Raw genomic sequence first — 24,123 nt, forward strand, 5'->3', positions numbered from 1 at the left:
AGACCAGCTTTTTAGCATAAAGTTGGTTTTTTCTTTTGTATTCGCTGGCTATTAATACTAGTGAGGGCATTAAGTTTTTTCATTCTTTTGTCAGTGAATATTCGATACTTGGTGGAATCGTGTCATTTTTCATAAAGCGGAAATAATAAAAGTATACATTTCCCACCAATTATACTTTGTTCTATAATTCCTACCCAATTCATGTTGAAACCGTATTAAGACACAACAAGTAAGCTCACCATAGACGACAATACATTCTCGGTTTAAGTGAATTACTAATTCAGGAAGTGTTATAATAATTTTACAGATTGTGGAGGTGGAGAGAGCTGGTGAAGGAAATAAGAGAACTATGGATGATTACATTTAAAATATTTTTAGAATTAATAAGAATTATTATCCTTTTTTCCATTATTGGATGCGTGATGTGGGGAGGCGCCAGGCTTATTTATACCTCTTTTGGAATAAATGTTGATGGTTCATACGCTGGGTGGCTGGGGGGAATCGCCATATATAGTTTATTGTTTGTCCTCTATCGTAATAAACTGCAGTTTTCGGGATTTTATAATGGTCCATATCGCCAAAAATTATCCCCTACAACCACTACCATTTTTATTACGATTTCCGTTTTTTTATTAATACTGCCACTTTTTTGGCGTCCTCATTTTTAATATAGTTTCATTTGATACATAAAAAAGAATGAAAAGAGGGTTACTACTGTGAAAGAATGGAAGGATAGGGCAGAAGTATCTTTTGTCACGGATATTTCCCGATTCGATTACCTGAGACAGCAAATTCAAGAAGTGGCTGAAAAATTCAGTTTCAATCATCAGCAACTTGCGAAAATATTTGATTTACCAATGAATGAGCTGGATAGTTTATTGAATAACAAGGGCAGCATCACGACGGAGCAGCTAGATAAGATTGAACGAAAAATAGTTATGTTATGTGTTGGCTTTGAAGGCTTTGATGCAAGGGAAAGAGCCGCATTGCTTTTGAATGACCTCATTAAGGATTACATGTTTTCAACGGCTAGTGTCGCGAAAATGATTCATGTAGAGGAAAAGGACTTAATCGATTTTAGACAAGAGATATCGATCGATAAGAACGTAGAATTGAAAATTTGCGTGAATAGTATCATGCTTCATTTTGTATTACATGACTAATGACAAACCCTGGTATTTTGGACTAAATCATTCACGAAGGATAAATAAAAAATCTTCTCTTCTTCGCTGACATTCTTCATCACTTCCACGATTTCCTTCATACATAGTAATGATGAGAACCACACACATTAACCTCAAAAAGTATGGGGGTTCCAAAATGAAAAGTGCCAATAAAGTGTATGTGCTTTTATTTATCGTAGTTTTCTCATTTTCTTCAACCGTATATGCAGAAGAAAATAAGGAAGGTATTCTTGTATACCATGTGAAATATGATTATGAAGCTATAAGTAAATTTTTGGGCATGACAGTGCAGGAATACGACCAAGAGTGGAGGAAAGGTCTTTCGATTGCAGAGATGGCGGAGAAAAAAGGAATTGCTAGAAGAGATGTAGAAGGCTATTTTTATCAATTTCATTATGAAGAAATGCAAAAATGGCGAAAAAAGGGTGTCATGTCGGAGAAACACTATTTCCATCTTGTGTACGGATTAGCCGATGAAATAGAGGAATTTATTGATCGTAATCCCAACCGATAACTTTTTCTAAACCCGAAAAGTTAATCTTTTAAAGTTAAAAGGCAGAAATGTTGTTTGCACAACATTTCTGCCTTCGTTCATTTATTTTTGTGTAATACGCTCGAAAAACTCCAGTGTTCTGTTCATATCCGTAACATGTTCATTGCATGTTTGACTATCTGCACAAATGTAATTACTGTGGTTGGTAAACGTGCCTACCACCTGTCCTTTAATGGACGTAGTAAATAGGCCTACATCTGAATGGCGATTACAGATAGCGCAAATGCCGCGAACGGTGTTATTGGCAAATATCCCTTTGATCCCTTTTAGCTGCCCATTTTGCTCAAGGACAACATACTTTCGATGTGTGCCAGCATCATCCCAAGCAAGATAACAAATTTGCTGAAAATCGAGTGCTTCTAGATTTGGTAGCTTGAGCTTCTTTTCTTTTTTAAATAAGGCTTTAAGCGTACTAGCGGTCACCGGCTTGAATGGGATGACATATGGTTTTAATTGCTCTAAAAATGCATCACCTTGTGCACGATCTGTGACAGCAAAAAGCTGGTCTATCAGCATTGTTTCTGCTGCTGATAATGCTAATTTTGTTGTTACCTCCGTATCAACAAGGCCACGTACCGCTAGGATAACGTTTTTATCCTTTGTTGTTGTCAGTGCATGTAAAATTTTATTTAATTGCTGTTCTAGTAAATGATAGTTGGCAACCGTTAAAAACGGCTGAATTGTTTGTTGTTCCATTTGAAATCTCTCCTGTTTATTAGGCTATTTGATTACTTTTTGGCCTAAAGAGATCATTCAATTTCTGTTAGTTTATAACTTAATCTTGACCTCTTTGACCTAAAGAAGTCGTTCTAGAGCATGCATTACAAGTGAATGCGATCATTTAGATCCCTCCTTTAAAGGAAACGTTGATTTATATGGGTTTTACATGAGGTTTTATAATAGGTTGAATTAAACAGGCGACCAATTTACATTAATTTGTTAAAAATTATAAGTGTCTATAGATATAGTAACATGTGATTGCCCTAATTGCTCTTGAATTGTTTTGAAATTTACTCCCTTTACAATGGTATAAGATGCAAAGGTTCATGCAAATTTATTAGACGAAATTGTTTGTCTATAATCAACATTTCCATCTTCATTATATGTAGGACACTATTTATTTTTCTTTTGTTAGGCTAATTTTTGTAATCTTGATGTATAAGAATTAGGATTGTTTAATTAATTTTAATGAACTAATTATATTTCTACCATAAAAAAGAATAAAGTAAATTAGTGTAACATTTATAAAGAAATAAAGTATATTAAAGTTAATTTGAGTAATGCCATTTTTAGTAAATAGAGCAATTGCAGATGATAACTCATTCTCACCGATGTAACTTATAAAGGGGAATGGGGCTCCAAATTTGTTAGAACCAAAAGATGCAAAGAAAATGGACATTAAGCTCATTATAATGCTAATCCATAACAACGCCTTTTTGTTTGTACCTTGCATTAAGTCATCTCCTTTTATATTTTAACTACCCAGTATTATAATATCGTAAAAAGTTGAATGTGGTAATATTTTGGTAATTTATAATAAAATATTATCCAGAATGTTTATTGTAATTTTTATACATATTGATATTATAACAGCTTATGAAAATTTGAAAATTGATAATGCACTGTTTATTTTCTGAATTGTTGGAAAGGTAATAAATTGGTATAATGGACTGAATTGGTTAATGAAGGGGGATTTATGATGAAACAGATGACTGAACGTAAATTAATGAATGCTTGGAGAATTTATACATTGTAGGAGGCACTATGCTATTAAATAAAGAAGGTTTTGATTTATGGGCCGATGGATACGACCAAACGGTACAACACAGTGAGGAAAAGTATCAATACCCATTTGCAGGCTATAAAGCGATTTTAAATAAAATTTTCAATGAAGTGATGGCTGTTCCCGCTTCCACAGTTTTAGATATTGGCTTTGGAACAGGGGTATTAACGGCGAAGCTTTATGAACAGGGGCATTCGATTTATGGCTTTGATTTTTCTGCGAACATGATTGCCATTGCCAAGGAAAAAATGCCAGAGGCTCACTTAATGGAGTGGGATTTAATGAATGGCTTGCCACAGGAGCTATTACAGCAGCCCTATGATGCGATTATTAGTACGTATGCGCTCCATCATTTTACAGATGAGCAAAAGTCTTTGTATATCACACAATTATTACAGCACCTATCACCAACAGGGAAAATTTTAATTGGCGATGTAGCTTTCCAGACAAGAGAGCAGCTGGAGCAATGTCGTCAAGATAGCAAGGGATACTGGGACGAGGATGAATTTTACTTTGTCCATGAGGAGCTAAAGGTTGCCTTACAGGAAATTTGTGAGTTAACATTTTACCCACTATCGCATTGTGGTGGAGTCTTTGTGATTAGTCGGAAGAATATAAATGCTGATTAGTGACCCCTTATATGGGGAGTTCGAAATCGATGGTTTGTTAGAGGAATTGATTGTAAGTAAGCCAGTTCAACGCTTAAAGGAAATTCATCAGGCTGGGGCAGGCTTTCTAGTAAATAGCAAGTGGACTATTTCAAGATTTGAGCATTCTGTAGGTGTCATGCTGCTTATTAGACAGCTTGGCGGTTCATTGCAGGAGCAGGTGGCAGGCTTATTACATGATGTGTCCCATACCGCTTTTTCCTATGTGGTGGATGTGGTCCTTGAAAATGAGGCGGAAGATTACCATGAAGCGATATTCATGGATGTTATCAAACAGTCTTCAATACCTGCGATTCTTGAAAAATATGGCTACGAGGTAGAGAACATACTAGATACATCCAGATGGTCGTTACTTGAACAACCTGCTCCAGCATTGTGTGCGGATCGTATAGATTATACATTAAGAGATATGTATTTTTATGGAAATTTAGCCCTTGAAGATATCCAAAAATTTTTACAGGACTTATTCGTTTTTCAGGGGAAATTGTGTGTTAAAACGATTGAGCGTGCAGAATGGTTTGTAAAAATTTATTATCAGGAAGTGTTAGATTTTTTCTTGCACCCTTTAAATATCTATGCGACAAGTTCGTTAGCGAATGTATTAAAACTGTCGCTAGCAAAACAAATTCTAACGCTTGAAGATTTCCTAAAGACTGATCATGAGGTATTGCAGCAGATGAAGGCTTCACATGATCGAGACGTTCAAGCTCTTGTACAACAATTACATGAAAATGTAGAGGTAAGAGAAGAACAAGAGAATCATGACATTCATTTTCGCAATAAAGTGCGACTCATCGATCCAGCTATCTATCATCAACAGCGACTATGGAAGGCGAGCGAGGTATCTAACTATGTCAAAGCAATGAATGTCTCTGCTTTGGAAAGGTTTGAGCAGGGTGTTTATGTGAAAATAATCAATGAGGAGCTGTCATAGGGCAGCTCCTTTTCTTTAGGCAAACATGGATAAAATATATTTGCCAGAAAGCATAAATAGGGCATAGACAGCGAGCGCGCTCATAACAGAGATGCCTGGTTTAAACCAGCTTGTTAGGAGAAACGTGAGCACAGTAAATAATAGCATGCCAACCGCTCCAAATACCGTGTTTTGAAGAACAGTATGAAAGGTATCTTCTTTCATATTTTTCATTTGCATGCCCATATTAATGAGCGTCAATATCGGTAAGGCCGTAATAATACCTGATAAAAATAAATACTTAGATTGGCTAAGTAGTAGCGCTAGCACCATGATTGTGCCACCTACTAAAAAATAGAGAAAGTATAACATGGGATGCCCTCAATTAAATTCAGAATAGAGTAATAATACTGTAGAACGTAAGTGTTCACAAGTACCCATTGATACTATTTAGCAAGAAGCGCAGAAAGATAGATGTTTATGAAAAATAGATAGAATTTTTGAGAGGGGGTGAGTAGTAATGTCCATTCTATCCTTTATGCTTTTATATGTAGTAGGCATACCAATCTCTACGCTGCTGCATGAAATTGGGCATACATTGGGTGTTATAGTATGTTCAAAGGAACGAGTCCATGTTTATTTAGGTGCAAAACATCTTCCTGAAAACTTGCGTATAGGTCGTATACATTTCCATATTCGATGGGGATTGTTTGGCTTCTGTACCCCACAACAAGGGAGTAGCTTAACGCGCAAGCAGTCGCTAGGATTTATAGCGGGTGGCCCTATCATGACTTTAGCAGTATTACTTTTTGCCAGCTATCTAGCCCGTTATTTTGCTGCTTATGCAGGGATACACTATTTTTTCAATAGCCTTTTTTATTTGAATACTTTTCAATTTCTTGCAACAGCAGTCCCGCTAATTTATCCAAACTGGTATAAGCCCTATGCAGGTTTACCCTCAGATGGCTATCAGATGCTAAGCTTACTGAAGAAAATATCTGAAAATAAAAACTTTAACGAGGTCACTTTTAATATATCGTTGTATACGATATAATCGTTTTGAACGATATATTAAAGGAGTTATTACAATGATTAAAGATATAAATGATTATTTTACAACGATATTCTATCATCTACATACAACCCATGAAGATGTTATTTCCCATCAGAGTGTGCGTATTTTGCAAATGATACAAAAGGAAGAGGAAGTGACGGTGCGTGATATAGCAGGGTTACTAAATATTTCTCCTAATACGGCATCAGAGCATGTGAAAAAGCTAGAGCGTCATGGCTGGGTGATGAAGGAGCGTGCAAGTGACGACCAGCGTAAGGTCATGCTACATTTGACAGCAGAAGGGCTACAAGTGTTGAAGAAAAACTCGGAGCTAGATGATGATAAGCTACAGCATGCACTTAATCAGCTAACTGAGCAGGAACAGCAAGCCATTCTACAGGCGTTTCGACGTCTAAGTGAGGTGGCAAAATAATGTATACATTCTTTAAAATTTTGAGTTCAGCAGCCATCATTGGCGTTGTGACGGAGGTTGCACGACGATTTCCTACCTATGGAGGAATTATTGCTGCGTTGCCATTGGTGAGTATTTTAAGCATTATTTGGCTGACAGTGCAAAGTGAGTCGAGTGAGCACATTCAACGCTTTACGGTAGGCGTTATCGTTGGCTTGCCTGCAACGATGTGCATGCTATTTGTGATTTACATGGCGATGAAATCCTCCGTACATATTGTACTAGCTATTGGACTTGGTGTGCTATCCTGGGCTATATTTTTAGGCATACAAAAAGCGATTGCAGGGGTTTTTCATATTTCCATTTAAGAAGGAGTTTATAAAATGACGATTATTGCCATACATCAACTACCAAAACGAACTGTAAGCGAATTTTTTCAGGAACATTGGGGTACGACAGAGATGGTCATTTCCAGTGGCATTTATGATTGTAGTGAATTAGCGGGCTTTGCTTTTATGAATGAGCAACAAATGATGATCGGTTTAATCACTTATATCATGTGGGAAGAGGACTGTGAAATCATTTCGTTAGATAGTACGGTTGAGGGGAAAGGTATTGGTTCTGCTCTTGTGAAAGCAGTAGAACAAGCAGCAATGGAGCAGGGCTGTACAAGCATATCACTTATTACAACAAACGATAATTTGCATGCATTGAAATTCTATCAAAAACGAGGCTATTGTTTAATAGAAATACTGCGTAATGCAGTGGAAAAAGCAAGAGCCTATAAGCCTTCTATCCCACTCATTGGTAATGATGGTATTCCAATACGAGATGAAATACGTTTACAAAAACAACTTGACTGTCAATAAGTCAGGTTGTTTTTGTTATACTAGTTGGGAGGAAAGGGAGGGAAAGTATGAAAAAAATACTATTTATTTTAGTACTGAGTGTGCTAGTGGTCGGGGCAATCTTTATGATTTATCTCAAGAGCAATCCACCACTTGTTATTCAAAGCTATAGCAGCAAACAAGGCAATGAAGCAATCAAAATCATCGCACTTGAAAATACAGGGCTGCGTGAAATTAAGCTAAAGCAAATACTGGTGAATGATCAGCGTCCTGATAATACGAAGCTTGTAATAAGTATGTCAGAACCTTTTGAGGCGGAAACAAAGCTAGAGGGAAATGATCAACTATCTTTTCATAAATTAGCACAGCGAACGATCGTACCTCAAAGATACATAAATCAACAAGCTATTGGCGAGCAGCCACAGCATTATGCAGTACAAGTTCTAGCATCTAACAACCAGAAAGTAACGATACACTATGAATACTTAAAAATACCTTTTACGCTTACAGTTGAGCTTCAAGCCAACAAATAATCACTTTTTGTCTTATCCTTTATGCCTGTGTCAATTTCTAAGATTGTTTGGTGAAAAGCTCCTATCCCTCCTAGAACATGGTAATATTGTATTAACAGCAATTGTGATACTAGGAGGGACCTAATGGCATTTATCATCTTGGGTATAGTACTATTTATCTGTGTTATCACTGTGGCATTAGTGTTTATGAAAAAGCTTTTAAAAAATGATATTATGCTTGAAGTGACAGCCACTTGTGAAGGAAAAAATGAAGACAATCAAGCGATTATGAAGATATATTTTAGGTATTCCATTGGACGTCTTGCCAGAAGGAAACGAGAAATGATAGGCAGTATTGAATGGTCTGAAGGGTGGATGCCTGTCAGCTATAATTTAAAAGAACATGGCGTGTATGATGAAGAACGACTTCTGTATGCAACGAATGAGCAAACGTATTCCACCTTTGAAATCAATGCGACGAATGCGCTTGATGAGCAAGGACGTGGAGAGGGCTACGTGGTCCTTGTATTGGAAAAGCCAAATACCTCTCATATGTCCCGAGCGGGTGTTATTCTCGCTGTGACAGCCAATATGGTTACATATCAATTATCAGACTCGACTAGCTGGCACAATGATATGCTAGCGAACTAGCTATCCAATGTATTGGATAGCTTTTTTTGTATTTACAAGTAAAAATAGGCTGTTTATGGAACCAATTGCGGAAAATAACGTATAGAAAGAAGAAGGACTTGCAGGAGGAAGGAGGATATAGATGTCCGAACAACATAGCAAATACAATGATTCAAGGCTTGTCACAATAGATGAGCAAATATGTGCACTTTTGCAGCAACGAAAAGAGCAAGCTGCTCTTACTCCAGGCTTGCCTTCGGATGATACCATTTCGAAATGGGCACAGCAATATGGTTTCGATGATACTTTTTTAGCGTTGTTCTTCCAGTTGATTAAATCAGAAAAATACTATACTTCAAAGGTAGAACCTTCAGGCTTCCGTCACTATATCCCTGTATTGAAAACGGTAACAAAGGGAGAGCGTTTGTATACGGTTTCTTATGTTCGTCAATATGACAATGCAAGTGTGGTGCAATTATTAATCGATTGGGATGAGCAGCAAGAACCTCAGCTAACGATTCAGCAAAAATTAGAACGAAAACATTTTGGTCTATACATTGATGCGTCCTATGAATGCCGAAGTAAAGGTACAGGTGGCTCAAATGGACATGAAAGCAGTACGTATGTGGTGACACCACCCTTGCCAGATGATTTAAGGGGACTTCATTTTGTTTTTACAGAATACGAGGATGCCTTTGAAGAAAAGCCGACAGGGTGGGCTATCACCATACAAGGTTAGGGGGATATTTAATGAAAAAATGGATGTTTCCACTTGCCCTCATCATCCTATTGACAGCTTGTCAAAGCCCCAAGCAGGAGATACATTATATCGCCAAAAGTGAACATTGGAAAGCCATCTATCATAGTAATGGTGAGGTGGGCTTACGCTTATTTTATTTGGGAGATGATGATGATTTGGGGCCTTTAGAAATTACAATTGAGGGGACAAAAGAATCCCAAAATTTAAGTGATGTTCAGTTAAATAAAGATGGCTATTATTCCTTCACAAAAAAAGAAAGTGAGAAAATCTTTAAACGAGAAACAAAGCCAATGATCCATGTAGAATGGCAATCTGAAGATGAGACCTTAGAAGTGAAAAATCATTAGGAGATAATAATAAAATGCGAATTGAACAGCGCGAAGATATAGTGATTATTGATGGGCTAGAAATCAGCGGTACGATTCAAAAAAATCAACAATGCCCGAGTTGTCAAAATTCCATCATCTATGATGACACGTTTGATAGTTATTTTTGTGCGATGTGTAATGAGTGGCAAGAGGAGGCATGTGATGACCCGCATTGTCACTATTGTGTTCAACGTCCAGAACGCCCATTGCAAGTCCGTCGCTAAATTTTTTTCTTTTTTAGTGTTTGACAAAGAATTCACTATTCGTTATAGTAATTAACAATTTCATACAAAATGAAATGGGCAATGATAAGGACAAGAGATGCGATTAACCATTTATAGAGAGGGAGGCCTTGGCTGCAAGCTTCCTAATGTCGTATTCCCATCTTACTACCTTGGAGCCGTGCTTGGAAACTTGCACCGTTTTTTTGCGGCGTTACAGCAAAATCAATGAGCCACTAGCTTATAAACTAGTGGGAATTTGGGTGGAACCACGGGTAATCAACACATACTCGTCCCTTCTTAGGGGCGGATATGTGTTTTTTTTATCTACACAATTATGCCAAGGTGTAATTGATTTTATTACTAAAAGGAGTAGAGAAACATGTCAAATCAACGTATTCACATTCAATTTCCAGATGGTCAACAACAAGCATTTACTAAAGGTGTGACACTAACCGATATTGCACAAGCGATTCGTCCAGAGCTTCGTAAAAAGGCAGTCGCAGGGAGTGTTAACGGAACCATCATTGATTTGACGCGCCCGATTATGGAAGATGCACAAATTACATTGTACGATGCAAGCTCAAAGGAAGGGATCGAGGTCATTCGCCATTCTACGGCCCATTTATTAGCTCAGGCAATTAAACGACTTTATCCACATGCACAATTTGGAGTAGGACCAGTCATTGAAAATGGCTTTTATTATGATATAGATATTGCTGATACACTGACACCGAGTGATTTACAGCAAATTGAAAAGAAAATGAAACAAATTGTACAGGAAAATATCCCGATTCATAGACGCGAGGTTTCACGTGAAGAAGCAAAGCAATTATTCGCCCATGATGCGTTAAAGCTAGAGCTGTTGGAGGCAATTCCTGTAGATGAGCTAGTTACGATTTATGAGCAGGGAGATTTTTATGATTTATGTCGTGGTCCACATGTCCCGTCTACAGGCAAATTACAGCATTTTAAATTAATGCATGTGTCAGGCGCTTATTGGCGAGGCGATAGCAAGAATCAAATGCTTCAGCGTATTTATGGCGTTGCCTTTGCTACAAAAGAGGAACTGCGCGATCATTTTATCTTCTTGGAGGAAGCAGAAAAGCGAAATCATCGCAAGCTAGGTAAAGAGCTATCGTTATTTATGTTTTCAGAGGAAGCACCTGGCATGCCCTTCTATTTAGCCAATGGTCAAATTTTACGCAATGAACTGGAATCGTATTTGCGACATTTACAAGCAAAATATGACTATAGGGAAGTACGAACACCGCTGATGATGAACCAACGCTTATGGGAGCAGTCAGGTCACTGGGATCATTATAAGGACAATATGTATTTCACACAGGTGGATGACCAAAGCTTTGCCTTAAAGCCGATGAACTGTCCTGGGCATATGCTGATCTTCAAAAATGCCTTACATTCCTATCGGGATTTACCTATACGTATGGCAGAATTTGGGCAAGTGCACCGACATGAATTAAGTGGCGCCTTGAATGGTCTGTTACGTGTACGAACTTTTTGTCAGGATGATGCCCATATTTTTGCAACACCACAGCAAATTGAGGATGAAATTGCACTGGCCTTAAAGATTATAGATGAAGTGTACAACGTCTTTGGATTTGCGTATACGATTGAATTATCGACACGACCAGATGATTATATGGGTGATTTGGCACTGTGGGATCAAGCAGAAGCAGCACTTGAAAATGTCCTAAACAATTTAGGTATTGCCTATACAATTAATGCAGGGGACGGGGCTTTCTATGGACCGAAAATTGACATCCATATTAAAGATGCGATTCAGCGCAGTCATCAATGTGCAACGGTTCAACTTGATTTCCAGCTACCAGAGAAATTTGATTTAACGTATATTAATGAGCACAATGAAAGGGTGAGACCTGTTGTCATCCATCGTGCAGTGTTTGGCTCAATTGATCGCTTCTTAGGTATTTTAATCGAGCATTTTGGCGGAGCATTTCCAACTTGGCTGGCACCACAGCAAGTCCAAGTGATTGGGGTAGCAGAGGCACATCAAGGCTATGCCAAGCAAGTTGTTGAAGCTTTACAACAGGCAGACATCCGTGTGCAATTAGATGACCGTCAAGAAAAGCTCGGCAAAAAGATACGAGAAGCCCAATTGCAAAAAATACCATATATTGTGGTTATCGGTGATCGTGAGGTTGCCAACCAAACTGTAGCTGTTCGCAGACATGGTCAGCAAAATTCCACTGATAAGTCACTACAGCAATTAATAGAAGAAGTCACAGCAGCCATTCAACAAAAAAGTTTAGCTTAATTTAAGTAAAGAAAGCTTGCGATGAATGTTTGTCATTCATCGCAAGCTTTTTAATTGTTAAGAAATTTTTACTTCTATTTTTTTGAAATGACTACTAGAATCTACATGGTGTGCATACAATGAATTAAAGGTGCTTGGAACTTTCTTGAAAAAGCGAATGTCCCAGTATTACTTCTTGTGTTTCAGCGTCGATGACAAGAAATTTGCGATAGGATTCATCGGTATTGTGCTGAAAGGATGCTAAAAAATAAACTTGTCGATTGGGATGAATAAAAGTATGTTGAGAGAGGTCTATTGTTTCCTGTTTACCATCTGTTTGTAAATAAAAACGTTTTGTCGCATTTGCTACATCTTTAAAAGCCATCTTTTGACGAATATTCAATGAAGCATTGGTATATTCCTCATAAATCGCACGATTAAGCTGCTGATAAAATGTGTCCTCATCACGAAACGATTGAAATTGGTTGTTTGGGTATTGATATAGTGTATTTATTTCAGTTGGTGTGCAAAGTGTGGGTGATGTATGGTCTACTGAATGTTGAGGTGGCAATAATATTTTGGAAACAACCATAAAAGTTAAGATGAATACGTGCATCATTCAACCTCCAAATGTTTTCTTATCAAAAACATCGCCTACTTTTTCATTCTCTATACATTCTGAGAAATGGCTAGGTGAATGCATGTATCATCCCCGATAAAACCAGCCAATAAAACATGGCCTGGCTTTATCATATCTATACTTTCTTCTATTATATGCCTCGTTATGATTAGGAAGCTTGTGCTTGTTTTAAATATCTATTAAGTAAGACATCCAATTCTTGACTGTAATCTACTACAATAGGGTGGGTGAAACCAAGATCCTTTGCTTTTTTATACATAATTCTTCGTTTGATCTCAATTTCCGCCTTCAAGAATTGTTTAAGTAATAAGTTAACCAAGATATTTTCCTCCTAATTTTTTATCCATATTCTTGAAATAAATTTTTATGACCTCGATTCAACTTTTTCATTGTATATCACTTATATTAAAAAAAATGTCACATTGTGTATCGTTTCTTAAATTCGTAATTTAGTCATAGATAAGGTACTTCATCCTATTTAGCTCGATTGAAAATTTTTATGTATTATAGATAAATAATACTGTGAATTTCCCCTTTTATAGAATTTAATGCATGACTTAAAACCCTATTCATGTGCTGGATAGGGTTATTCACGTTCTTTGTTTTAGAAAATATTAAGGGGAAAATAGAGAAGTCTTAAGCCTTTTATACTAAGAAAAAAGTTGTGATTAGAGATTGAATTTTCCGATAATTAATCGCAGAATTCATATCTTGTCACATTTTAGCAAATTCCCTTTTTTGTTGTTTAGAAATGGGGACATTTCATTGTCTATGGTGAAATGTTGAGAATTTTTGGAATTAATGGAATAATGGATGGTAGATGAGGTGATGCAGCGCATGATGAAAAAACTGGTTTCAATCATTGCTTTTTTAAGTTTACTAACGGCATGTGAAAGGGAGAAGCCCTTACAGGAATCGACCATTGTGTATGACATGGATACGACATCGAAATCCACATCCACATCCACTGAATTTAGCTATGTAGCCGATTTATCTTTGGAAAAAAGAGAGGCCTATCAAGCATTTTTAAACGATGGAGAAATTCGTCATTTGCAGACCTTTTCGCCAGAGGAAATGCTGCTAATTATGTTTGATTTAGTGGAGGAACCTCGTATGGATGCATTGTATGCGATTACTTACAGCAATGATGCATTCCCCACAAAAGAATTGTTTGAGCAATACTATACGGATTCACTTGCAGGTGATTTGCTTGTTACCTATTTCATGTATAGATTTTATGATCGAATAGTGATTAATGAATCGAGCACCCCTGATTTACAGGTCGTTCAACTGGAAATTTCCGTTGGGAGTCAGCGCTACATAAAAACATACGCCCTGCAACAGCAAGAGGGGATTTGGAAGGTTCATTTAGCTAAAGATCAAAGAGGAGAAACAGATGACTGAAATTTATTTTGTTAGACACGCACATGCTCATTATTCAGAGGATGAATATCATCGTCCACTATCTGCTCAGGGACAAAGGGATGCAGAGTGTGTCAGAAATCTTTTGAAGCATCATCGAATCGACGCAGTTTATGCTAGTCCTTATCGTAGAGCCATTCAAACAGTGGAGGGGATTGCACAGGCGCGTCATTTACCCGTTCAAACGATAGATGCTTTAAAAGAAAGACAACTTGCTACTGGGAAGCTGGAGGATTTTCATGCAGCAGTTCAACGGGTGTGGCAGGAGCCAAGCTTTGCATGGGCAGGTGGGGAGTCCAATCAACAGGCAATGGCTCGCGCTATTCCAAGTTTGCGAAACATCCTTCTCACGCATCCACAGGAGTCTGTCGTTAACGGTACACATGGCAATATCATGGCATTGATGATGCAATATTTTGATGCCCAATACGATTATGCATTTTGGCAAACGTTAAGTATGCCAGATATCTATCGATTAGCCTTTCAAGGGCTATCCTTACAGGAAGTAACACGCGTGTGGCAAGAGGACTGAACAAAAAAAGAGATACTACAGCAATCATAGTATCTCTCTTGTGCTATTCTGTTAATTCCTCTCCCAATCGGAGCGTAAGAGGCCAAATAAAACTACGTCATGGAATGTACCGAAGCGGAAAATTTCTTGGCGTAAAATGCCTTCTTTTGTGAAGCCACATTTTTCATAGGAGCGAATAGCTGCTGGGTTAAAGCTAAAAACCTGAAGCTTGATTTTCTGAACAGCTATATATTGGAAGATAAAATCAATAAGCGTTTTCATTGCATCCGTGCCATAGCCCTTGCCGTGCCACTCTTTCCCAATTGAAATGCCCACTGAGCAAGTGCTATTTTGCCAATTCACTGCATAAACGCCACAGGAGCCTATTAACTGTTGTGACGCTTTTTCATAGATACCGAAAAAGTATTCCTCCTTCTTTCCGCTGATACTGTTAAAGAAAGCGGTGTGATCCTCTACAGTTTGTGGAAAGGGAATCTCATCATTAGCAAGTAGCAAAGAGGTGATTTCGCTTTCGATTGCTATAAAAGCCTCTAGGTCAGCAGTAGTCATTTGTTGTAAAGTGATCGATTGACCTGTTAAAAATGTTTTCAAATAATGTTCCATTATTGTATTCTCCCTTATATAAGGGCTGCAAGTAGCGTTACAACCCTACGATTGTTGGTAATATTTTCACGTCTACTGCATCTTTCACACTCATAAATCCACCCCTTTTTTTGTGCATACTTCCATAGTAGCATGAGGGACTAAGAGAATGGAAGAAATTATGTTAAAATATGTCATAGTTAAAGAGAGAGAGGGATTAAGATGCGCACAACATATTTTGCAAATTTATTACAATACTTACCACAAGAAGAGCAGCAACAATTACAACAGGCTTTTGGTGCTTCAGAGACACAAATTCAGGCCTTGTTAGAAGTATTTCCGAACTGCCCACAAGCTTTGGTGGAGCTATTACAGGATGTCAATGGTACATATTATTGTCAGCATGGGCAAGAAACGATCTGTGTTTTAGTGCTAGGCTCTGATTTAGGGGATTATCCGTATTATTTAAAATCGGTGGAGCAAATCGTGAAAGATTATCATGACAAGCGTGAAACAATTTATGAGCGCTATCAGGAATTTTTAGCGTATGTGGAAGTAGATGAAAAGATTAATATGCATGTCCCGTTAAATGAACGGCTCTGCTTTGCAGATTGTATGAATAATGGGGGCACATCAAGCCTATATATTGATTTTACGCCAAATGAAGCAGGACAAGTTGGCCAGGTGGTTCGTTATGTCCATGATCCTGATAGCTTTGAGGTGATTGCAGCTTCGTTTGAGGATTATTTACAGCAACTTATAGAGGGAGACTATGAATTCACCGCTATTTACGAGGAGGAATTCGAGTGACTATGCAGCTCATGTTCTATGAGGACAAAGCACAAAATTTAGTAGAACAATACACCCTAACAGAAGAGCAGCTACGCTATACAAAGTCTCCAAAAGAAAGCATTGCACTTGCTAAGCAGGATAATAGTCGGCATGCCATTTTAGCAATGGACGGTAACAAGCTAGTCACGTTCTTTGTCTTACATGAAAAAGAGGGGGTGACGCCTTACTCCTCCAACGAACAGGCGCTATTAATCCGTTCCTTTTCCACTGATTTTTATGAGCAGGGCAAAGGCTATGCCAAGACAGCACTCCAATTATTGCCTGACTTTGTTCGCAAGCATTTCCCATCCATCAATGAGCTGGTGCTCGGGGTCAATGTACCAAATAGAGCTGCTCAAGAACTTTATAAGCGATGTGGCTTTGTCGATGAAGGCAGACAGGCGATGGGACTTCGAAATGAGCTAAAGGTGATGAGCTACTATATGAAGGAGGTTGAAAATTGAGCCATCATATAATTGAAGCAAGAATGGAGCATTTACAAGCACTTTGTACAATCGATCAAGAAGTAATTGGAGATTCATCCAGAGCGGAAGAAATTCAGCAAGCTATCAAAGAGAAACGCTGTTTGCTATACCAATCCGCCGATACCATTGGGGGGTTTTTGCTATTTAGCAATGACTTTTTTGGCTATAGCTTTATTTCCTTAGTCATTGTCAAGCCGTCCGAGCGCAGAAAGGGGATCGCATCTGCCTTAATGACCGCTTATATCCAAATGGCTAAAACAGCAAAGGTTTTCTCCTCTACAAATCAGTCCAATAGGCGTATGCACCAGCTTTTTCATAACCTAGGCTTTGTCAAAAGCGGTTTTATCGACAACTTGGATGAGGGAGACCCGGAAATTATTTATATGAAACAAGCCTCACCACAAACATAGGGTGAGGCTTTCGTTTATTTTTTTGCTTTGATGAATAAAAAGGATGGTCTGCGTAGCTCCTTTTCAATAGAAGGAAGCTGTTGAATGGCTGCTGTGCTTGGAATTGGTTCTACGATTTTATCAATGGTTAACCCATGGGTAATCAATGTATTGACCAGTGTCGCTATAGTGCGATGATATTTGACAACACCATCCACCAACCATGTTTGCTCACGCAAGCCTTCTTCCTGGTAATGATCCACAGCATAGTGCAGACGTTGATGATTGTCATCATATACCCAATTATCATCTGTTGTATGACGAGCTGTAGCAATAGGATGCTCTACAGAGAAAATAAATACACCGTTAGGACGTAGCATGTGAGCAATTTGACCAATGACCGCATCGAAATCTTTGACATAATGAAGAGATAGGGAGCTGGTTATACAATCAAAACTAGCCGAAGGAGCCTCATAATCCTCTATTGCCTGTAGCTGATAGTCAATTTGTGAGTGGGCATGCTCCTGTTTAGCGACGGACAGCATATTGCTCGAAACATCTAATGCGGTTACGTGCTTGGCTTGATGGTCGATACAATACTTGGCGAAATCCCCCATACCACAGCCAATATCGAGTACCTGTAAATTTGTCAACGGTGGAAGTAAAGCCTTCATCGTGGGCTGCTCCAAAAGACGGTTATAATTAGATGCTTTTTGTCTCAATGTCTTGTAGTGATGAAAAAATATCGGATTATCATAAATATTTTGTTTCATTAAAAGCCTCCAGTTTATGAAACATAACGTTATGTTATTTGTGCGCATCATTATTGTCCCATGTAGATAGAAAAAGAAATAGACTTTTATTACAATTTTTTGTAAGATGTAGATAGAGGCATACCATTTTTTTGATACAGTTATCTTCCATTTAATGGGACATTTTATCGTTCCCTCTACATAATGATTGATCCTACCAAGCACATCCCCATTTCCATGTCATAAAAATGTAACAATTTGAAAAAATAAAAATATTTAAAGGGAAAACATGGCACTTCTTACACGCTATAACGTTCTTACTATTTGGAAGCATATTCCGAAAAAGAGACGTTGGAGGGATTCTATTGAATCAAGAAAGTTTATTATCCATTAGTAGCAATGCCTTATTTATTGCCTTTATTCTACTACTCATTGCTATTGTGCCATTAGGGCTAGCAGTCAAATCAAAGAGAAAAACATTCGGTAAGCTAGGACTATTGCTCACTTATATAGCCTTTGCCCTACAGCTCGTGTACTTTGTTGTCAGATGGGTGGCGGTTGACCATGCACCTGTCAGTAATATGTATGAATTTATGACGTTCTTTGGCATCATGCTTACAGGAAGTTACTTAATTATCCATTTCTTATATAAGCAAATCGTGGTAGGCTTATTCACGATTCCTGTATCCTTAATCATCCTTGGTTATGGAAGCGTTTTCGCGAAGGAAGTATCGCCGCTTGTTCCATCATTACAAAGTCACTGGTTAACAATTCATGTCATGACTGTGGCCTTTTCTAGTGCCATTTTATCTGTATCCTTTGCTACAGGTTTAATTTACTTATTAAGAACGCTGGATGTTTCCAAAAAATCTATCAGTACATACGGGCTTGAGTTTGTGTTGTATTGTTTGGTGGTTGTCATTGGCTTTATTGGCGTAGCGACGTTTTTCAGTCTTGCCACAGAAGAGGTGCAGGTACAATTCGATAATGCACAGGGACAGCAAGAAAAAGCCACTTACTCCATGATGCCCCTGATTGTCAGTAAAGGAGCCGTCACCGAGAAGGGTGAAGCAATCGGTGGTGTCGAAATCACAAATAAAATAGATGCCAAGAAATTAAACTCGATTGTCTGGGCATTTATCGTGGGTACTATTTTATATGGTGTCATTCGATTCATCACAAGAAAATCAGTGAGTGCCTTATTAAAGCCATGGACAAGCCGCGTACAGCCACAATTAATGGATGAGATTTCCTATCGCGCAGTTGTTATCGGCTTCCCATTATTTGCATTAGGTGGCCTGCTATTCGCCATGATTTGGGCGCAAATTGCCTGGAGTCGCTATTGGGGCTGGGACCCGAAAGAGGTGTGGGCATTAATTACCTTTTTATTCTACGCAGCCTTCCTCCATTTTCGCTTATCCAAAGGCTGGGAAGGAGAAAAAACAGCCTGGTTGGCCATCATCGGCTTCGGCATTATTGTGTTCAACCAAGTATTTGTCAATCTAGTCATTGCCGGCTTACATTCCTATGCCTAGTTAGAGGTAGGGGGTCTTGACTCCTAAGTAATCCTGACTGAGTGAGGAGGAGCCCGCTCTAAAGTGAGGAGAGAGCGCCCAAGCTAGTCAGGTAATCGCTCCAAAGTGAAAAGAAAGCGCTCAAACTAGTTAGGTAACTGCTCCAACTAGTGAGAGAACCTCTTAGCTTTGACCATCCTTTTCTTCTTATTAAAATATTCAACCGAAAAAAGCATTACGAAATGCATGTAGCACTTCGTAATGCTTTTTATTAATTATTTTTTGCGAAATAGTCTAGCGTTGCTTGACCTAAAACGTTGGCGGCAATTCGTAATGAGCGCTCGTCGATATCGAATTTCGGATGATGGTGTGGATAGACTTCCTCCCAATCAGGGTTTTTCGCCCCTGTGAAGAAAAACGCGCCGGGGATTTCCTCTAAGAAATAGGCAAAGTCCTCACCGCCCATATTGGGATCAACTATTTCAACAGTCTCAACATCTGCAATTTTCTCTGCGGACGCCATTATATGCTCAGTCTCTGCATCATGGTTCACAACAGGCGGATAGCCTCGCACATACTCATACTCGTAATCAGCTTTTGTTAAATAACAAGTTGCCTTTAAAAGCTCTTCGATTTCATGCTCTAACAAACTACGCTCCTCCTCGTGGAAAGTGCGCACCGTACCCTTCATGTACACTTGATCAGCAATGACGTTGAATGGATTTAATGCCTCAATATGGCCAATTGATACTACTGCTGGACGTAATGGGTTGATGCGACGTGCCACAAGCTGCTGTAAATTTGTAATAAACTGAGCTGCAAGGACAATGGAGTCCTTGGTGTCACTTGGGTTTGAACCATGGCCGCCCTTGCCTTTTATCGTTATATAAATACCATCTGCTGCAGCCATTAATGGTCCTTTAGCTGTTTGCACTTTGCCAAGATCAGTGGGTGCCCATAAATGTGTCCCAAAAATAACATCTACACCTTCTAAGCAGCCATCTCTAATCATCGAAATAGCTCCACCTGGCGCAAGTTCCTCAGCATGTTGATGAATAAAGACGATTGTTCCTTCTAAATCATCCTTCATTTGATTAAACGCCTTCGCTAAGATTAAGAGGGAAGCTGTGTGTCCATCATGGCCACAAGCATGCATACGCCCTTTAATTTTCGATTGGAAAGGTAAGCCGGTTTCTTCCGTAATGGCTAAAGCATCAAAGTCTGCTCGTAACGCTACTGTTTTCCCTGGTTTTCCACCAACTAGCTTTGCCACAACTCCATTGCCACCTACACCTTCACGAACCTCATGACCTAATGCACGATGAAAGGCAGCAATGGTTTTTGGCGTTTCAACTTCCTCAAAGGAAAGCTCAGGATTTTCATGGAAATGACGACGAAGCTGTATTGTCTCTTCTTCATAATGTTTTAATAAATCTGCTAACTGTTGTTGTAATGTTGTCATTCTCTAACACTCCTTATTTTAAGTAAATATAATCTCCAGGGCCAAGCGGTAAACCTAGTAGGAACCAAATGGCGAAGAGGATAATCCAACCGATTGCGAAAAACACCGAGAACGGCAATAAAGAAGATATAAGCGTGCCTATACCGATATTTTTATCATAGCGCTTTGCAAATGATAGTAAAATCGCGAAATACGGTAACATAGGGGTAATTGGATTTGTAATCGAATCCCCTACACGATAGGCCATCTGCGTAACCGCTGGGGAATAGCCTAAGTATAAGAACATTGGTACGAAAATTGGTGCAAGTAAAGCCCATTTTGCAGAAGCACTGGCGATTAATAGGTTGACAAAGGCACAAATTAAAACAAATCCTATCATCATTGGTAAACCTGTAAAATTCAATGCTTGTAAAAGCTCTGCACCTTTAATGGCTAAAATAGAACCAATATTGCTCCAGTTGAAAAAGGCAATCATTTGTGAAGCGGCAAATGCTAATACAATAAATGGCGCCATATCTGCAATGGATTTAAAAATTTTCTCTGCAACTTCCTTATCGTTTTTAACCTCCTTCGCTGCTATCCCATAGGCAAGCCCAGGTAATAGGAAGAAGAATAACATGATAGGTACAATGCCTGCCATGAAAGGTGAGTTTAAAAAGCCACCTGTGGCAGGATCTCGTAAAAGACCGTTCGAAGGTATGACTGTAAAAGCAATGACTAAAATATAAACTAGCGTTACGATTCCAGCCCACTTTAATCCTCTCTTCTCTAAAGCTGTCAATGGCTCTAGCTTTTCAATTTCACCATGGAACGAACCAAAGCGAGGCTCTGTAAACTTCTTTGCAACCCATGTACCAATAATGACTAATAAAAACGTCGAAGCAATTAAGAAATAGTAGTTCATCGTTGCACGACCAGTGTACGCGGGGTCTGCTATTTGTGCTGCTGATTCTGTAATCCCTAATAATAATACATCTAGAGAGCTAATTAATATGTTCGCACTGAAGCCCCCAGCTACAGCTGCATATGTAATAATTAAGCCTGCTAATGGATTTCGACCAATACTCATAAAAATCATGGCTGCAATTGGTGGTAAAATGATAAATGCCGCGTCAGCCGCTAAGTTACCAACTAAACCTGTAAATATGATAAAAGGTACAATTAATTTTGTAGGTGCTGACATCACAATTTTCTTCATGACAGCTGAAATTAAGCCTGTTTGCTCAGCTAAACCAATACCAATCATGGTCACGATTACTAGCCCTAATGGAGCGAAACCTGTAAATGTTGAAACCATCTGCGTTAAAATTAAGATAAGTCCTTCTTGACTTAGCAGATTTTTTACTTGAATGACATCTTCGGTCCCAGGTTGAACTGCTGAAATACCGAGCATGGATAAAACCCATGATAAAACTAGTACTATACCTGCTAGAATAATAAATAACGTGATAGGGTCCGGTAGCTTATTACCTGCACGCTCGATTTTATCTAACATATTGTCAATCCAAGATTTTTTCTTAATTGTTTGTGAATTCCCTTGCATAAATTTCATCTCCTTTTATACTTTATTAGACTTAACCTTTAAGAATCCAATGTCTCTATTTTAAGACATTGAAAATCTATGTCCTTTATACAAAGAAACCATATTTTCTGACTATTTTCAATATTTATTTTTTATTAAGGAGCTATATGTATGTATAAAATTAATGTTTTTACCGCAAAACGCTCACTTTCATGGGTTCAACAGCTTGAAAAAATTAAACCCTCTTTTTGTGAATTTCATTACTATGCTTATACTGATTTTGAACATTTGAATGAGCTTTTAGAAAAGTATTTGGAGGGGGGAGATGGAGCGCTTTTTAGCGGACAAATTCCATATTTTTATGCTCAAACGCATTTTCAAGAAGCAACGGTACCTATGCATTATTTTGATATTTCAGAGCGTGATTTTTACCGTACCGTTACGGAGCTTTTTTATGAGAAAAAGATTGCTATGAATCGCATTGCCATCGACTTTTGCTATGAGGAAAACGGCTATTTGGGCATTCATGAATGGTCGATAGGAAAAAAACCTTATCTTTTTAGCCAAACGATGAGCGAGTACGCAAGTAGCGATATTGTCGATAAAGCTGCTGAATGGCATCTACAATTGCATAAGGAAAACAAGGTTGATTTGAGCTTTACCCGCATTGCAGAAATACGTGAGCGCTTAGCTGATCAAAATATACCATTTATCGCTTTTTACCCGTCTCAATATGCCATGCAATTAACATTAGATCATTTTCTCAATCAACTGCGAATTCGACAGCTTAACCAAAATAAAGTAGTGGTAGTGCATATTTTAATTCCGATCGATAAATCGAATATAGAAGACCTAGAATATCGGCAAATTGCCTTATATAAAACTATATTAGATTTCAAACAACTGTATGCTAGCTCATTTATCGTACATCGTGAGGCATCGTTTATTGCCATTATCACGACGTATAAGCAATTTTTAAGTACAACGAATCGTTATTCACATTGTCATTTAGTTGATTTTTTAAATGAGAAGCTATCGTTTCCTGTTAGAATAGGGTGGGGAATTGGTGACTCTCTAATTGAAAGTCAGGAGTTTGCTAAAAAAGCCGCAACCCTCTGCTCTTCAAAGGAAACACAGGGATACATTATTGAAAATTCGCGAGAAATCGGGCCTTTACTATATGGAACGATGCTACAGTTTGACGATGAAAAACAACAGCATCTAAAAAATTTAAGTACGACATATGATATTCCCTTATTACAATTACAAAAAATAGAAGCGATGCTGGAAAAACTAACGACAACGATCGTCAGTGGAGAACTGCTCAGTACACATCTTGGCATTACGGTACGCTCTGCAAACCGCATTTTAAAGCAGCTCCATGAGAAAAATTTAGCACACGAATTACCAAGCAACACGTCCACCACGCGTGGACGCCCAAAAAAGTATTATCAAATTCATTTATATTAGTCAGGATGGAATGGTTCATACGGTGGGGCTACCTGTGCAAGTTGATAGGATGAATAAATCCTGACACAGGAAAAAGAGACATCCATTTACGAATGTCTCTTTTTATATGCACGTCTATGTTAAGTGAAGATTATAGTTTCACTACATTCGTTGCTTGAGGTCCACGGCTGCCTTCTTCTACGCCGAATTCAACTTTTTGGCCCTCTTCTAAAGTTTTGAAGCCATCAGATTGGATAGCTGAGAAATGTACGAATACATCATTGCCACCTTCAACTGCGATGAAGCCAAAACCTTTTTCTGCGTTAAACCATTTTACTGTACCTTGTGTCATGTAAACA

At 38.4% G+C, this 24,123-nt stretch carries 31 protein-coding genes; 22 read left to right on the forward strand and 9 right to left on the reverse strand.

The genetic code is table 11. The annotated features are described in order from the left end of the window. The first annotated feature begins 329 nt into the window (after nt 1-329). The 3 genes from AC1RFD_RS05275 (at nt 330) to AC1RFD_RS05285 (ending at nt 1,698) form a co-directional block, all read left to right on the forward strand. Nucleotides 330-668 (forward strand): hypothetical protein, encoded by a 339-nt coding sequence (locus AC1RFD_RS05275; protein WP_231595711.1) that lies wholly within the window; start codon nt 330-332, stop codon nt 666-668. A gap of 48 nt (nt 669-716) precedes the next feature. Continuing rightward, the gene (locus tag AC1RFD_RS05280; RefSeq protein ID WP_048394546.1) at nt 717-1,163 is read left to right on the forward strand and encodes an HTH domain-containing protein; all 447 of its coding nucleotides are present in this window, start codon (nt 717-719) and stop codon (nt 1,161-1,163) included. 157 nt (nt 1,164-1,320) lie between these two features. Further along, nucleotides 1,321-1,698, forward strand: coding sequence for a hypothetical protein (locus tag AC1RFD_RS05285; protein ID WP_048394545.1), 378 nt, complete (start codon nt 1,321-1,323; stop codon nt 1,696-1,698). A gap of 81 nt (nt 1,699-1,779) precedes the next feature. Here the strand turns inward: AC1RFD_RS05285 and AC1RFD_RS05290 are convergent, their stop codons facing one another. Further along, nucleotides 1,780-2,433: a FusB/FusC family EF-G-binding protein gene (locus AC1RFD_RS05290; protein ID WP_048394543.1), complete on the reverse strand. Its 654-nt coding sequence runs from the start codon at nt 2,431-2,433 to the stop codon at nt 1,780-1,782. Between the two features lie 1,068 nt (nt 2,434-3,501). Between AC1RFD_RS05290 and AC1RFD_RS05295 the strand changes: the two genes are divergently transcribed. Both AC1RFD_RS05295 and AC1RFD_RS05300 read left to right on the forward strand, forming a co-directional pair. Beyond that, nucleotides 3,502-4,149 carry a class I SAM-dependent methyltransferase gene (locus AC1RFD_RS05295; protein ID WP_066036856.1) on the forward strand — a complete coding sequence of 216 codons (648 nt, stop codon included), beginning with the start codon at nt 3,502-3,504 and terminating at the stop codon, nt 4,147-4,149. Further along, a complete protein-coding gene (locus AC1RFD_RS05300; RefSeq protein ID WP_492474575.1) occupies nt 4,139-5,122 on the forward strand; it encodes an HD domain-containing protein in 984 nt (327 codons plus the stop codon). Before AC1RFD_RS05295 ends, AC1RFD_RS05300 begins: the two co-directional genes overlap by 11 nt. A 15-nt stretch (nt 5,123-5,137) precedes the next feature. On the opposite strand, the gene AC1RFD_RS05305 is transcribed toward AC1RFD_RS05300, so the two are convergent. After that, nucleotides 5,138-5,473 (reverse strand): hypothetical protein, encoded by a 336-nt coding sequence (locus AC1RFD_RS05305; RefSeq protein WP_066036854.1) that lies wholly within the window; start codon nt 5,471-5,473, stop codon nt 5,138-5,140. Between the two features lie 148 nt (nt 5,474-5,621). Here AC1RFD_RS05305 and AC1RFD_RS05310 point away from each other — a divergent pair, with 148 nt between their 5' ends. From AC1RFD_RS05310 to thrS, 10 genes are all read left to right on the forward strand, one after another. Then, on the forward strand, nt 5,622-6,155 hold the full coding sequence (locus AC1RFD_RS05310) for a hypothetical protein (protein WP_115674625.1): 534 nt from the start codon (nt 5,622-5,624) through the stop codon (nt 6,153-6,155). Between the two features lie 34 nt (nt 6,156-6,189). Further along, nucleotides 6,190-6,588 carry a MarR family winged helix-turn-helix transcriptional regulator gene (locus AC1RFD_RS05315; RefSeq protein WP_036219134.1) on the forward strand — a complete coding sequence of 133 codons (399 nt, stop codon included), beginning with the start codon at nt 6,190-6,192 and terminating at the stop codon, nt 6,586-6,588. Beyond that, on the forward strand, nt 6,588-6,935 hold the full coding sequence (locus AC1RFD_RS05320) for a DUF3147 family protein (RefSeq protein ID WP_221682317.1): 348 nt from the start codon (nt 6,588-6,590) through the stop codon (nt 6,933-6,935). The genes AC1RFD_RS05315 and AC1RFD_RS05320 overlap by 1 nt, the downstream gene beginning before the upstream one ends. Nucleotides 6,936-6,950: 15 nt before the next feature. Then, nucleotides 6,951-7,436, forward strand: coding sequence for a GNAT family N-acetyltransferase (locus AC1RFD_RS05325; RefSeq protein ID WP_492474576.1), 486 nt, complete (start codon nt 6,951-6,953; stop codon nt 7,434-7,436). 47 nt (nt 7,437-7,483) lie between these two features. Continuing rightward, nucleotides 7,484-7,948, forward strand: coding sequence for a hypothetical protein (locus AC1RFD_RS05330; RefSeq protein ID WP_054549271.1), 465 nt, complete (start codon nt 7,484-7,486; stop codon nt 7,946-7,948). 123 nt (nt 7,949-8,071) lie between these two features. Next, nucleotides 8,072-8,578 carry a hypothetical protein gene (locus AC1RFD_RS05335; RefSeq protein ID WP_112118757.1) on the forward strand — a complete coding sequence of 169 codons (507 nt, stop codon included), beginning with the start codon at nt 8,072-8,074 and terminating at the stop codon, nt 8,576-8,578. A gap of 121 nt (nt 8,579-8,699) precedes the next feature. Continuing rightward, complete coding sequence (locus AC1RFD_RS05340; RefSeq protein WP_066036851.1) at nt 8,700-9,296, forward strand: hypothetical protein; 597 nt, start codon at nt 8,700-8,702, stop codon at nt 9,294-9,296. A gap of 11 nt (nt 9,297-9,307) precedes the next feature. Continuing rightward, nucleotides 9,308-9,664, forward strand: coding sequence for a hypothetical protein (locus AC1RFD_RS05345; RefSeq protein WP_054549268.1), 357 nt, complete (start codon nt 9,308-9,310; stop codon nt 9,662-9,664). 14 nt (nt 9,665-9,678) lie between these two features. Then, nucleotides 9,679-9,909: a hypothetical protein gene (locus tag AC1RFD_RS05350; protein ID WP_004230268.1), complete on the forward strand. Its 231-nt coding sequence runs from the start codon at nt 9,679-9,681 to the stop codon at nt 9,907-9,909. Between the two features lie 379 nt (nt 9,910-10,288). Continuing rightward, nucleotides 10,289-12,205: a threonine--tRNA ligase gene (gene thrS / locus AC1RFD_RS05355; RefSeq protein WP_492474578.1), complete on the forward strand. Its 1,917-nt coding sequence runs from the start codon at nt 10,289-10,291 to the stop codon at nt 12,203-12,205. Between the two features lie 124 nt (nt 12,206-12,329). Here the strand turns inward: thrS and AC1RFD_RS05360 are convergent, their stop codons facing one another. Further along, complete coding sequence (locus AC1RFD_RS05360) at nt 12,330-12,800, reverse strand: hypothetical protein (RefSeq protein ID WP_048394519.1); 471 nt, start codon at nt 12,798-12,800, stop codon at nt 12,330-12,332. Between the two features lie 172 nt (nt 12,801-12,972). Next, on the reverse strand, nt 12,973-13,143 hold the full coding sequence (locus tag AC1RFD_RS05365) for an aspartyl-phosphate phosphatase Spo0E family protein (RefSeq protein ID WP_004230265.1): 171 nt from the start codon (nt 13,141-13,143) through the stop codon (nt 12,973-12,975). 518 nt (nt 13,144-13,661) lie between these two features. Between AC1RFD_RS05365 and AC1RFD_RS05370 the strand changes: the two genes are divergently transcribed. Further along, entirely contained in the window at nt 13,662-14,228 is a 567-nt protein-coding gene (locus AC1RFD_RS05370; protein ID WP_416141667.1) for a hypothetical protein, read from the forward strand. After that, entirely contained in the window at nt 14,221-14,778 is a 558-nt protein-coding gene (locus AC1RFD_RS05375) for a histidine phosphatase family protein (RefSeq protein ID WP_492474579.1), read from the forward strand. The genes AC1RFD_RS05370 and AC1RFD_RS05375 overlap by 8 nt, the downstream gene beginning before the upstream one ends. 51 nt (nt 14,779-14,829) lie before the next feature. Here AC1RFD_RS05375 and AC1RFD_RS05380 read toward each other — a convergent pair whose 3' ends face one another. Next, nucleotides 14,830-15,381 (reverse strand): GNAT family N-acetyltransferase, encoded by a 552-nt coding sequence (locus AC1RFD_RS05380; RefSeq protein WP_048394516.1) that lies wholly within the window; start codon nt 15,379-15,381, stop codon nt 14,830-14,832. Between the two features lie 201 nt (nt 15,382-15,582). Between AC1RFD_RS05380 and AC1RFD_RS05385 the strand changes: the two genes are divergently transcribed. The 3 genes from AC1RFD_RS05385 to AC1RFD_RS05395 are packed head-to-tail and all read left to right on the forward strand — an operon-like array spanning nt 15,583 to nt 17,086. After that, nucleotides 15,583-16,170 carry an SMI1/KNR4 family protein gene (locus AC1RFD_RS05385; RefSeq protein WP_048394514.1) on the forward strand — a complete coding sequence of 196 codons (588 nt, stop codon included), beginning with the start codon at nt 15,583-15,585 and terminating at the stop codon, nt 16,168-16,170. Nucleotides 16,171-16,172: 2 nt separating this feature from the next. Next, nucleotides 16,173-16,655 carry a GNAT family N-acetyltransferase gene (locus AC1RFD_RS05390; RefSeq protein ID WP_420282325.1) on the forward strand — a complete coding sequence of 161 codons (483 nt, stop codon included), beginning with the start codon at nt 16,173-16,175 and terminating at the stop codon, nt 16,653-16,655. Continuing rightward, entirely contained in the window at nt 16,652-17,086 is a 435-nt protein-coding gene (locus tag AC1RFD_RS05395; protein WP_054549263.1) for a GNAT family N-acetyltransferase, read from the forward strand. The genes AC1RFD_RS05390 and AC1RFD_RS05395 overlap by 4 nt, the downstream gene beginning before the upstream one ends. Before the next feature lie 14 nt (nt 17,087-17,100). Here the strand turns inward: AC1RFD_RS05395 and AC1RFD_RS05400 are convergent, their stop codons facing one another. Continuing rightward, nucleotides 17,101-17,838 (reverse strand): class I SAM-dependent methyltransferase, encoded by a 738-nt coding sequence (locus tag AC1RFD_RS05400; protein ID WP_066036846.1) that lies wholly within the window; start codon nt 17,836-17,838, stop codon nt 17,101-17,103. A gap of 344 nt (nt 17,839-18,182) precedes the next feature. Between AC1RFD_RS05400 and ccsB the strand changes: the two genes are divergently transcribed. Beyond that, nucleotides 18,183-19,352 carry a c-type cytochrome biogenesis protein CcsB gene (gene ccsB / locus AC1RFD_RS05405; protein WP_416141670.1) on the forward strand — a complete coding sequence of 390 codons (1,170 nt, stop codon included), beginning with the start codon at nt 18,183-18,185 and terminating at the stop codon, nt 19,350-19,352. A gap of 250 nt (nt 19,353-19,602) precedes the next feature. On the opposite strand, the gene AC1RFD_RS05410 is transcribed toward ccsB, so the two are convergent. After that, nucleotides 19,603-20,793: an amidohydrolase gene (locus tag AC1RFD_RS05410; protein WP_048394504.1), complete on the reverse strand. Its 1,191-nt coding sequence runs from the start codon at nt 20,791-20,793 to the stop codon at nt 19,603-19,605. Nucleotides 20,794-20,806: 13 nt separating this feature from the next. Then, nucleotides 20,807-22,336, reverse strand: a complete 1,530-nt coding sequence (locus tag AC1RFD_RS05415; protein ID WP_048394502.1) for an AbgT family transporter — start codon at nt 22,334-22,336, stop codon at nt 20,807-20,809. A 150-nt stretch (nt 22,337-22,486) separates the two neighbouring features. Between AC1RFD_RS05415 and AC1RFD_RS05420 the strand changes: the two genes are divergently transcribed. Further along, nucleotides 22,487-23,785, forward strand: a complete 1,299-nt coding sequence (locus AC1RFD_RS05420; protein ID WP_048394501.1) for a hypothetical protein — start codon at nt 22,487-22,489, stop codon at nt 23,783-23,785. Nucleotides 23,786-23,915: 130 nt separating this feature from the next. Here AC1RFD_RS05420 and AC1RFD_RS05425 read toward each other — a convergent pair whose 3' ends face one another. Beyond that, nucleotides 23,916-24,116, reverse strand: coding sequence for a cold-shock protein (locus AC1RFD_RS05425; RefSeq protein ID WP_004230248.1), 201 nt, complete (start codon nt 24,114-24,116; stop codon nt 23,916-23,918). Nucleotides 24,117-24,123: the final 7 nt, after the last annotated feature.

This window comes from Lysinibacillus sp. GW823-FHT02G10, assembly GCF_058797135.1.

Excerpts from the sequence above, each read along its gene's own strand:
- AC1RFD_RS05285 (WP_048394545.1), top strand. The coding sequence starts at position 1,321 with ATGAAAAGTGCCAATAAAGTGTATGTGCTTTTATTTATCGTAGTTTTC.
- AC1RFD_RS05325 (WP_492474576.1), top strand. The coding sequence starts at position 6,951 with ATGACGATTATTGCCATACATCAACTACCAAAACGAACTGTAAGCGAA.
- AC1RFD_RS05340 (WP_066036851.1), top strand. The coding sequence starts at position 8,700 with ATGTCCGAACAACATAGCAAATACAATGATTCAAGGCTTGTCACAATA.
- AC1RFD_RS05330 (WP_054549271.1), top strand. The coding sequence starts at position 7,484 with ATGAAAAAAATACTATTTATTTTAGTACTGAGTGTGCTAGTGGTCGGG.
- AC1RFD_RS05390 (WP_420282325.1), top strand. The coding sequence starts at position 16,173 with ATGCAGCTCATGTTCTATGAGGACAAAGCACAAAATTTAGTAGAACAA.
- AC1RFD_RS05335 (WP_112118757.1), top strand. The coding sequence starts at position 8,072 with ATGGCATTTATCATCTTGGGTATAGTACTATTTATCTGTGTTATCACT.
- AC1RFD_RS05425 (WP_004230248.1), bottom strand. The coding sequence starts at position 24,116 with ATGACACAAGGTACAGTAAAATGGTTTAACGCAGAAAAAGGTTTTGGC.
- AC1RFD_RS05350 (WP_004230268.1), top strand. The coding sequence starts at position 9,679 with ATGCGAATTGAACAGCGCGAAGATATAGTGATTATTGATGGGCTAGAA.
- AC1RFD_RS05360 (WP_048394519.1), bottom strand. The coding sequence starts at position 12,800 with ATGCACGTATTCATCTTAACTTTTATGGTTGTTTCCAAAATATTATTG.
- AC1RFD_RS05400 (WP_066036846.1), bottom strand. The coding sequence starts at position 17,838 with ATGAAACAAAATATTTATGATAATCCGATATTTTTTCATCACTACAAG.
- AC1RFD_RS05345 (WP_054549268.1), top strand. The coding sequence starts at position 9,308 with ATGAAAAAATGGATGTTTCCACTTGCCCTCATCATCCTATTGACAGCT.
- AC1RFD_RS05415 (WP_048394502.1), bottom strand. The coding sequence starts at position 22,336 with ATGCAAGGGAATTCACAAACAATTAAGAAAAAATCTTGGATTGACAAT.
- AC1RFD_RS05410 (WP_048394504.1), bottom strand. The coding sequence starts at position 20,793 with ATGACAACATTACAACAACAGTTAGCAGATTTATTAAAACATTATGAA.
- AC1RFD_RS05310 (WP_115674625.1), top strand. The coding sequence starts at position 5,622 with ATGTCCATTCTATCCTTTATGCTTTTATATGTAGTAGGCATACCAATC.
- AC1RFD_RS05320 (WP_221682317.1), top strand. The coding sequence starts at position 6,588 with ATGTATACATTCTTTAAAATTTTGAGTTCAGCAGCCATCATTGGCGTT.
- AC1RFD_RS05375 (WP_492474579.1), top strand. The coding sequence starts at position 14,221 with ATGACTGAAATTTATTTTGTTAGACACGCACATGCTCATTATTCAGAG.
- AC1RFD_RS05300 (WP_492474575.1), top strand. The coding sequence starts at position 4,139 with ATGCTGATTAGTGACCCCTTATATGGGGAGTTCGAAATCGATGGTTTG.
- AC1RFD_RS05420 (WP_048394501.1), top strand. The coding sequence starts at position 22,487 with ATGTATAAAATTAATGTTTTTACCGCAAAACGCTCACTTTCATGGGTT.
- AC1RFD_RS05290 (WP_048394543.1), bottom strand. The coding sequence starts at position 2,433 with ATGGAACAACAAACAATTCAGCCGTTTTTAACGGTTGCCAACTATCAT.
- AC1RFD_RS05305 (WP_066036854.1), bottom strand. The coding sequence starts at position 5,473 with ATGTTATACTTTCTCTATTTTTTAGTAGGTGGCACAATCATGGTGCTA.
- AC1RFD_RS05385 (WP_048394514.1), top strand. The coding sequence starts at position 15,583 with ATGCGCACAACATATTTTGCAAATTTATTACAATACTTACCACAAGAA.
- thrS (WP_492474578.1), top strand. The coding sequence starts at position 10,289 with ATGTCAAATCAACGTATTCACATTCAATTTCCAGATGGTCAACAACAA.
- AC1RFD_RS05315 (WP_036219134.1), top strand. The coding sequence starts at position 6,190 with ATGATTAAAGATATAAATGATTATTTTACAACGATATTCTATCATCTA.
- AC1RFD_RS05380 (WP_048394516.1), bottom strand. The coding sequence starts at position 15,381 with ATGGAACATTATTTGAAAACATTTTTAACAGGTCAATCGATCACTTTA.
- AC1RFD_RS05370 (WP_416141667.1), top strand. The coding sequence starts at position 13,662 with ATGATGAAAAAACTGGTTTCAATCATTGCTTTTTTAAGTTTACTAACG.
- AC1RFD_RS05295 (WP_066036856.1), top strand. The coding sequence starts at position 3,502 with ATGCTATTAAATAAAGAAGGTTTTGATTTATGGGCCGATGGATACGAC.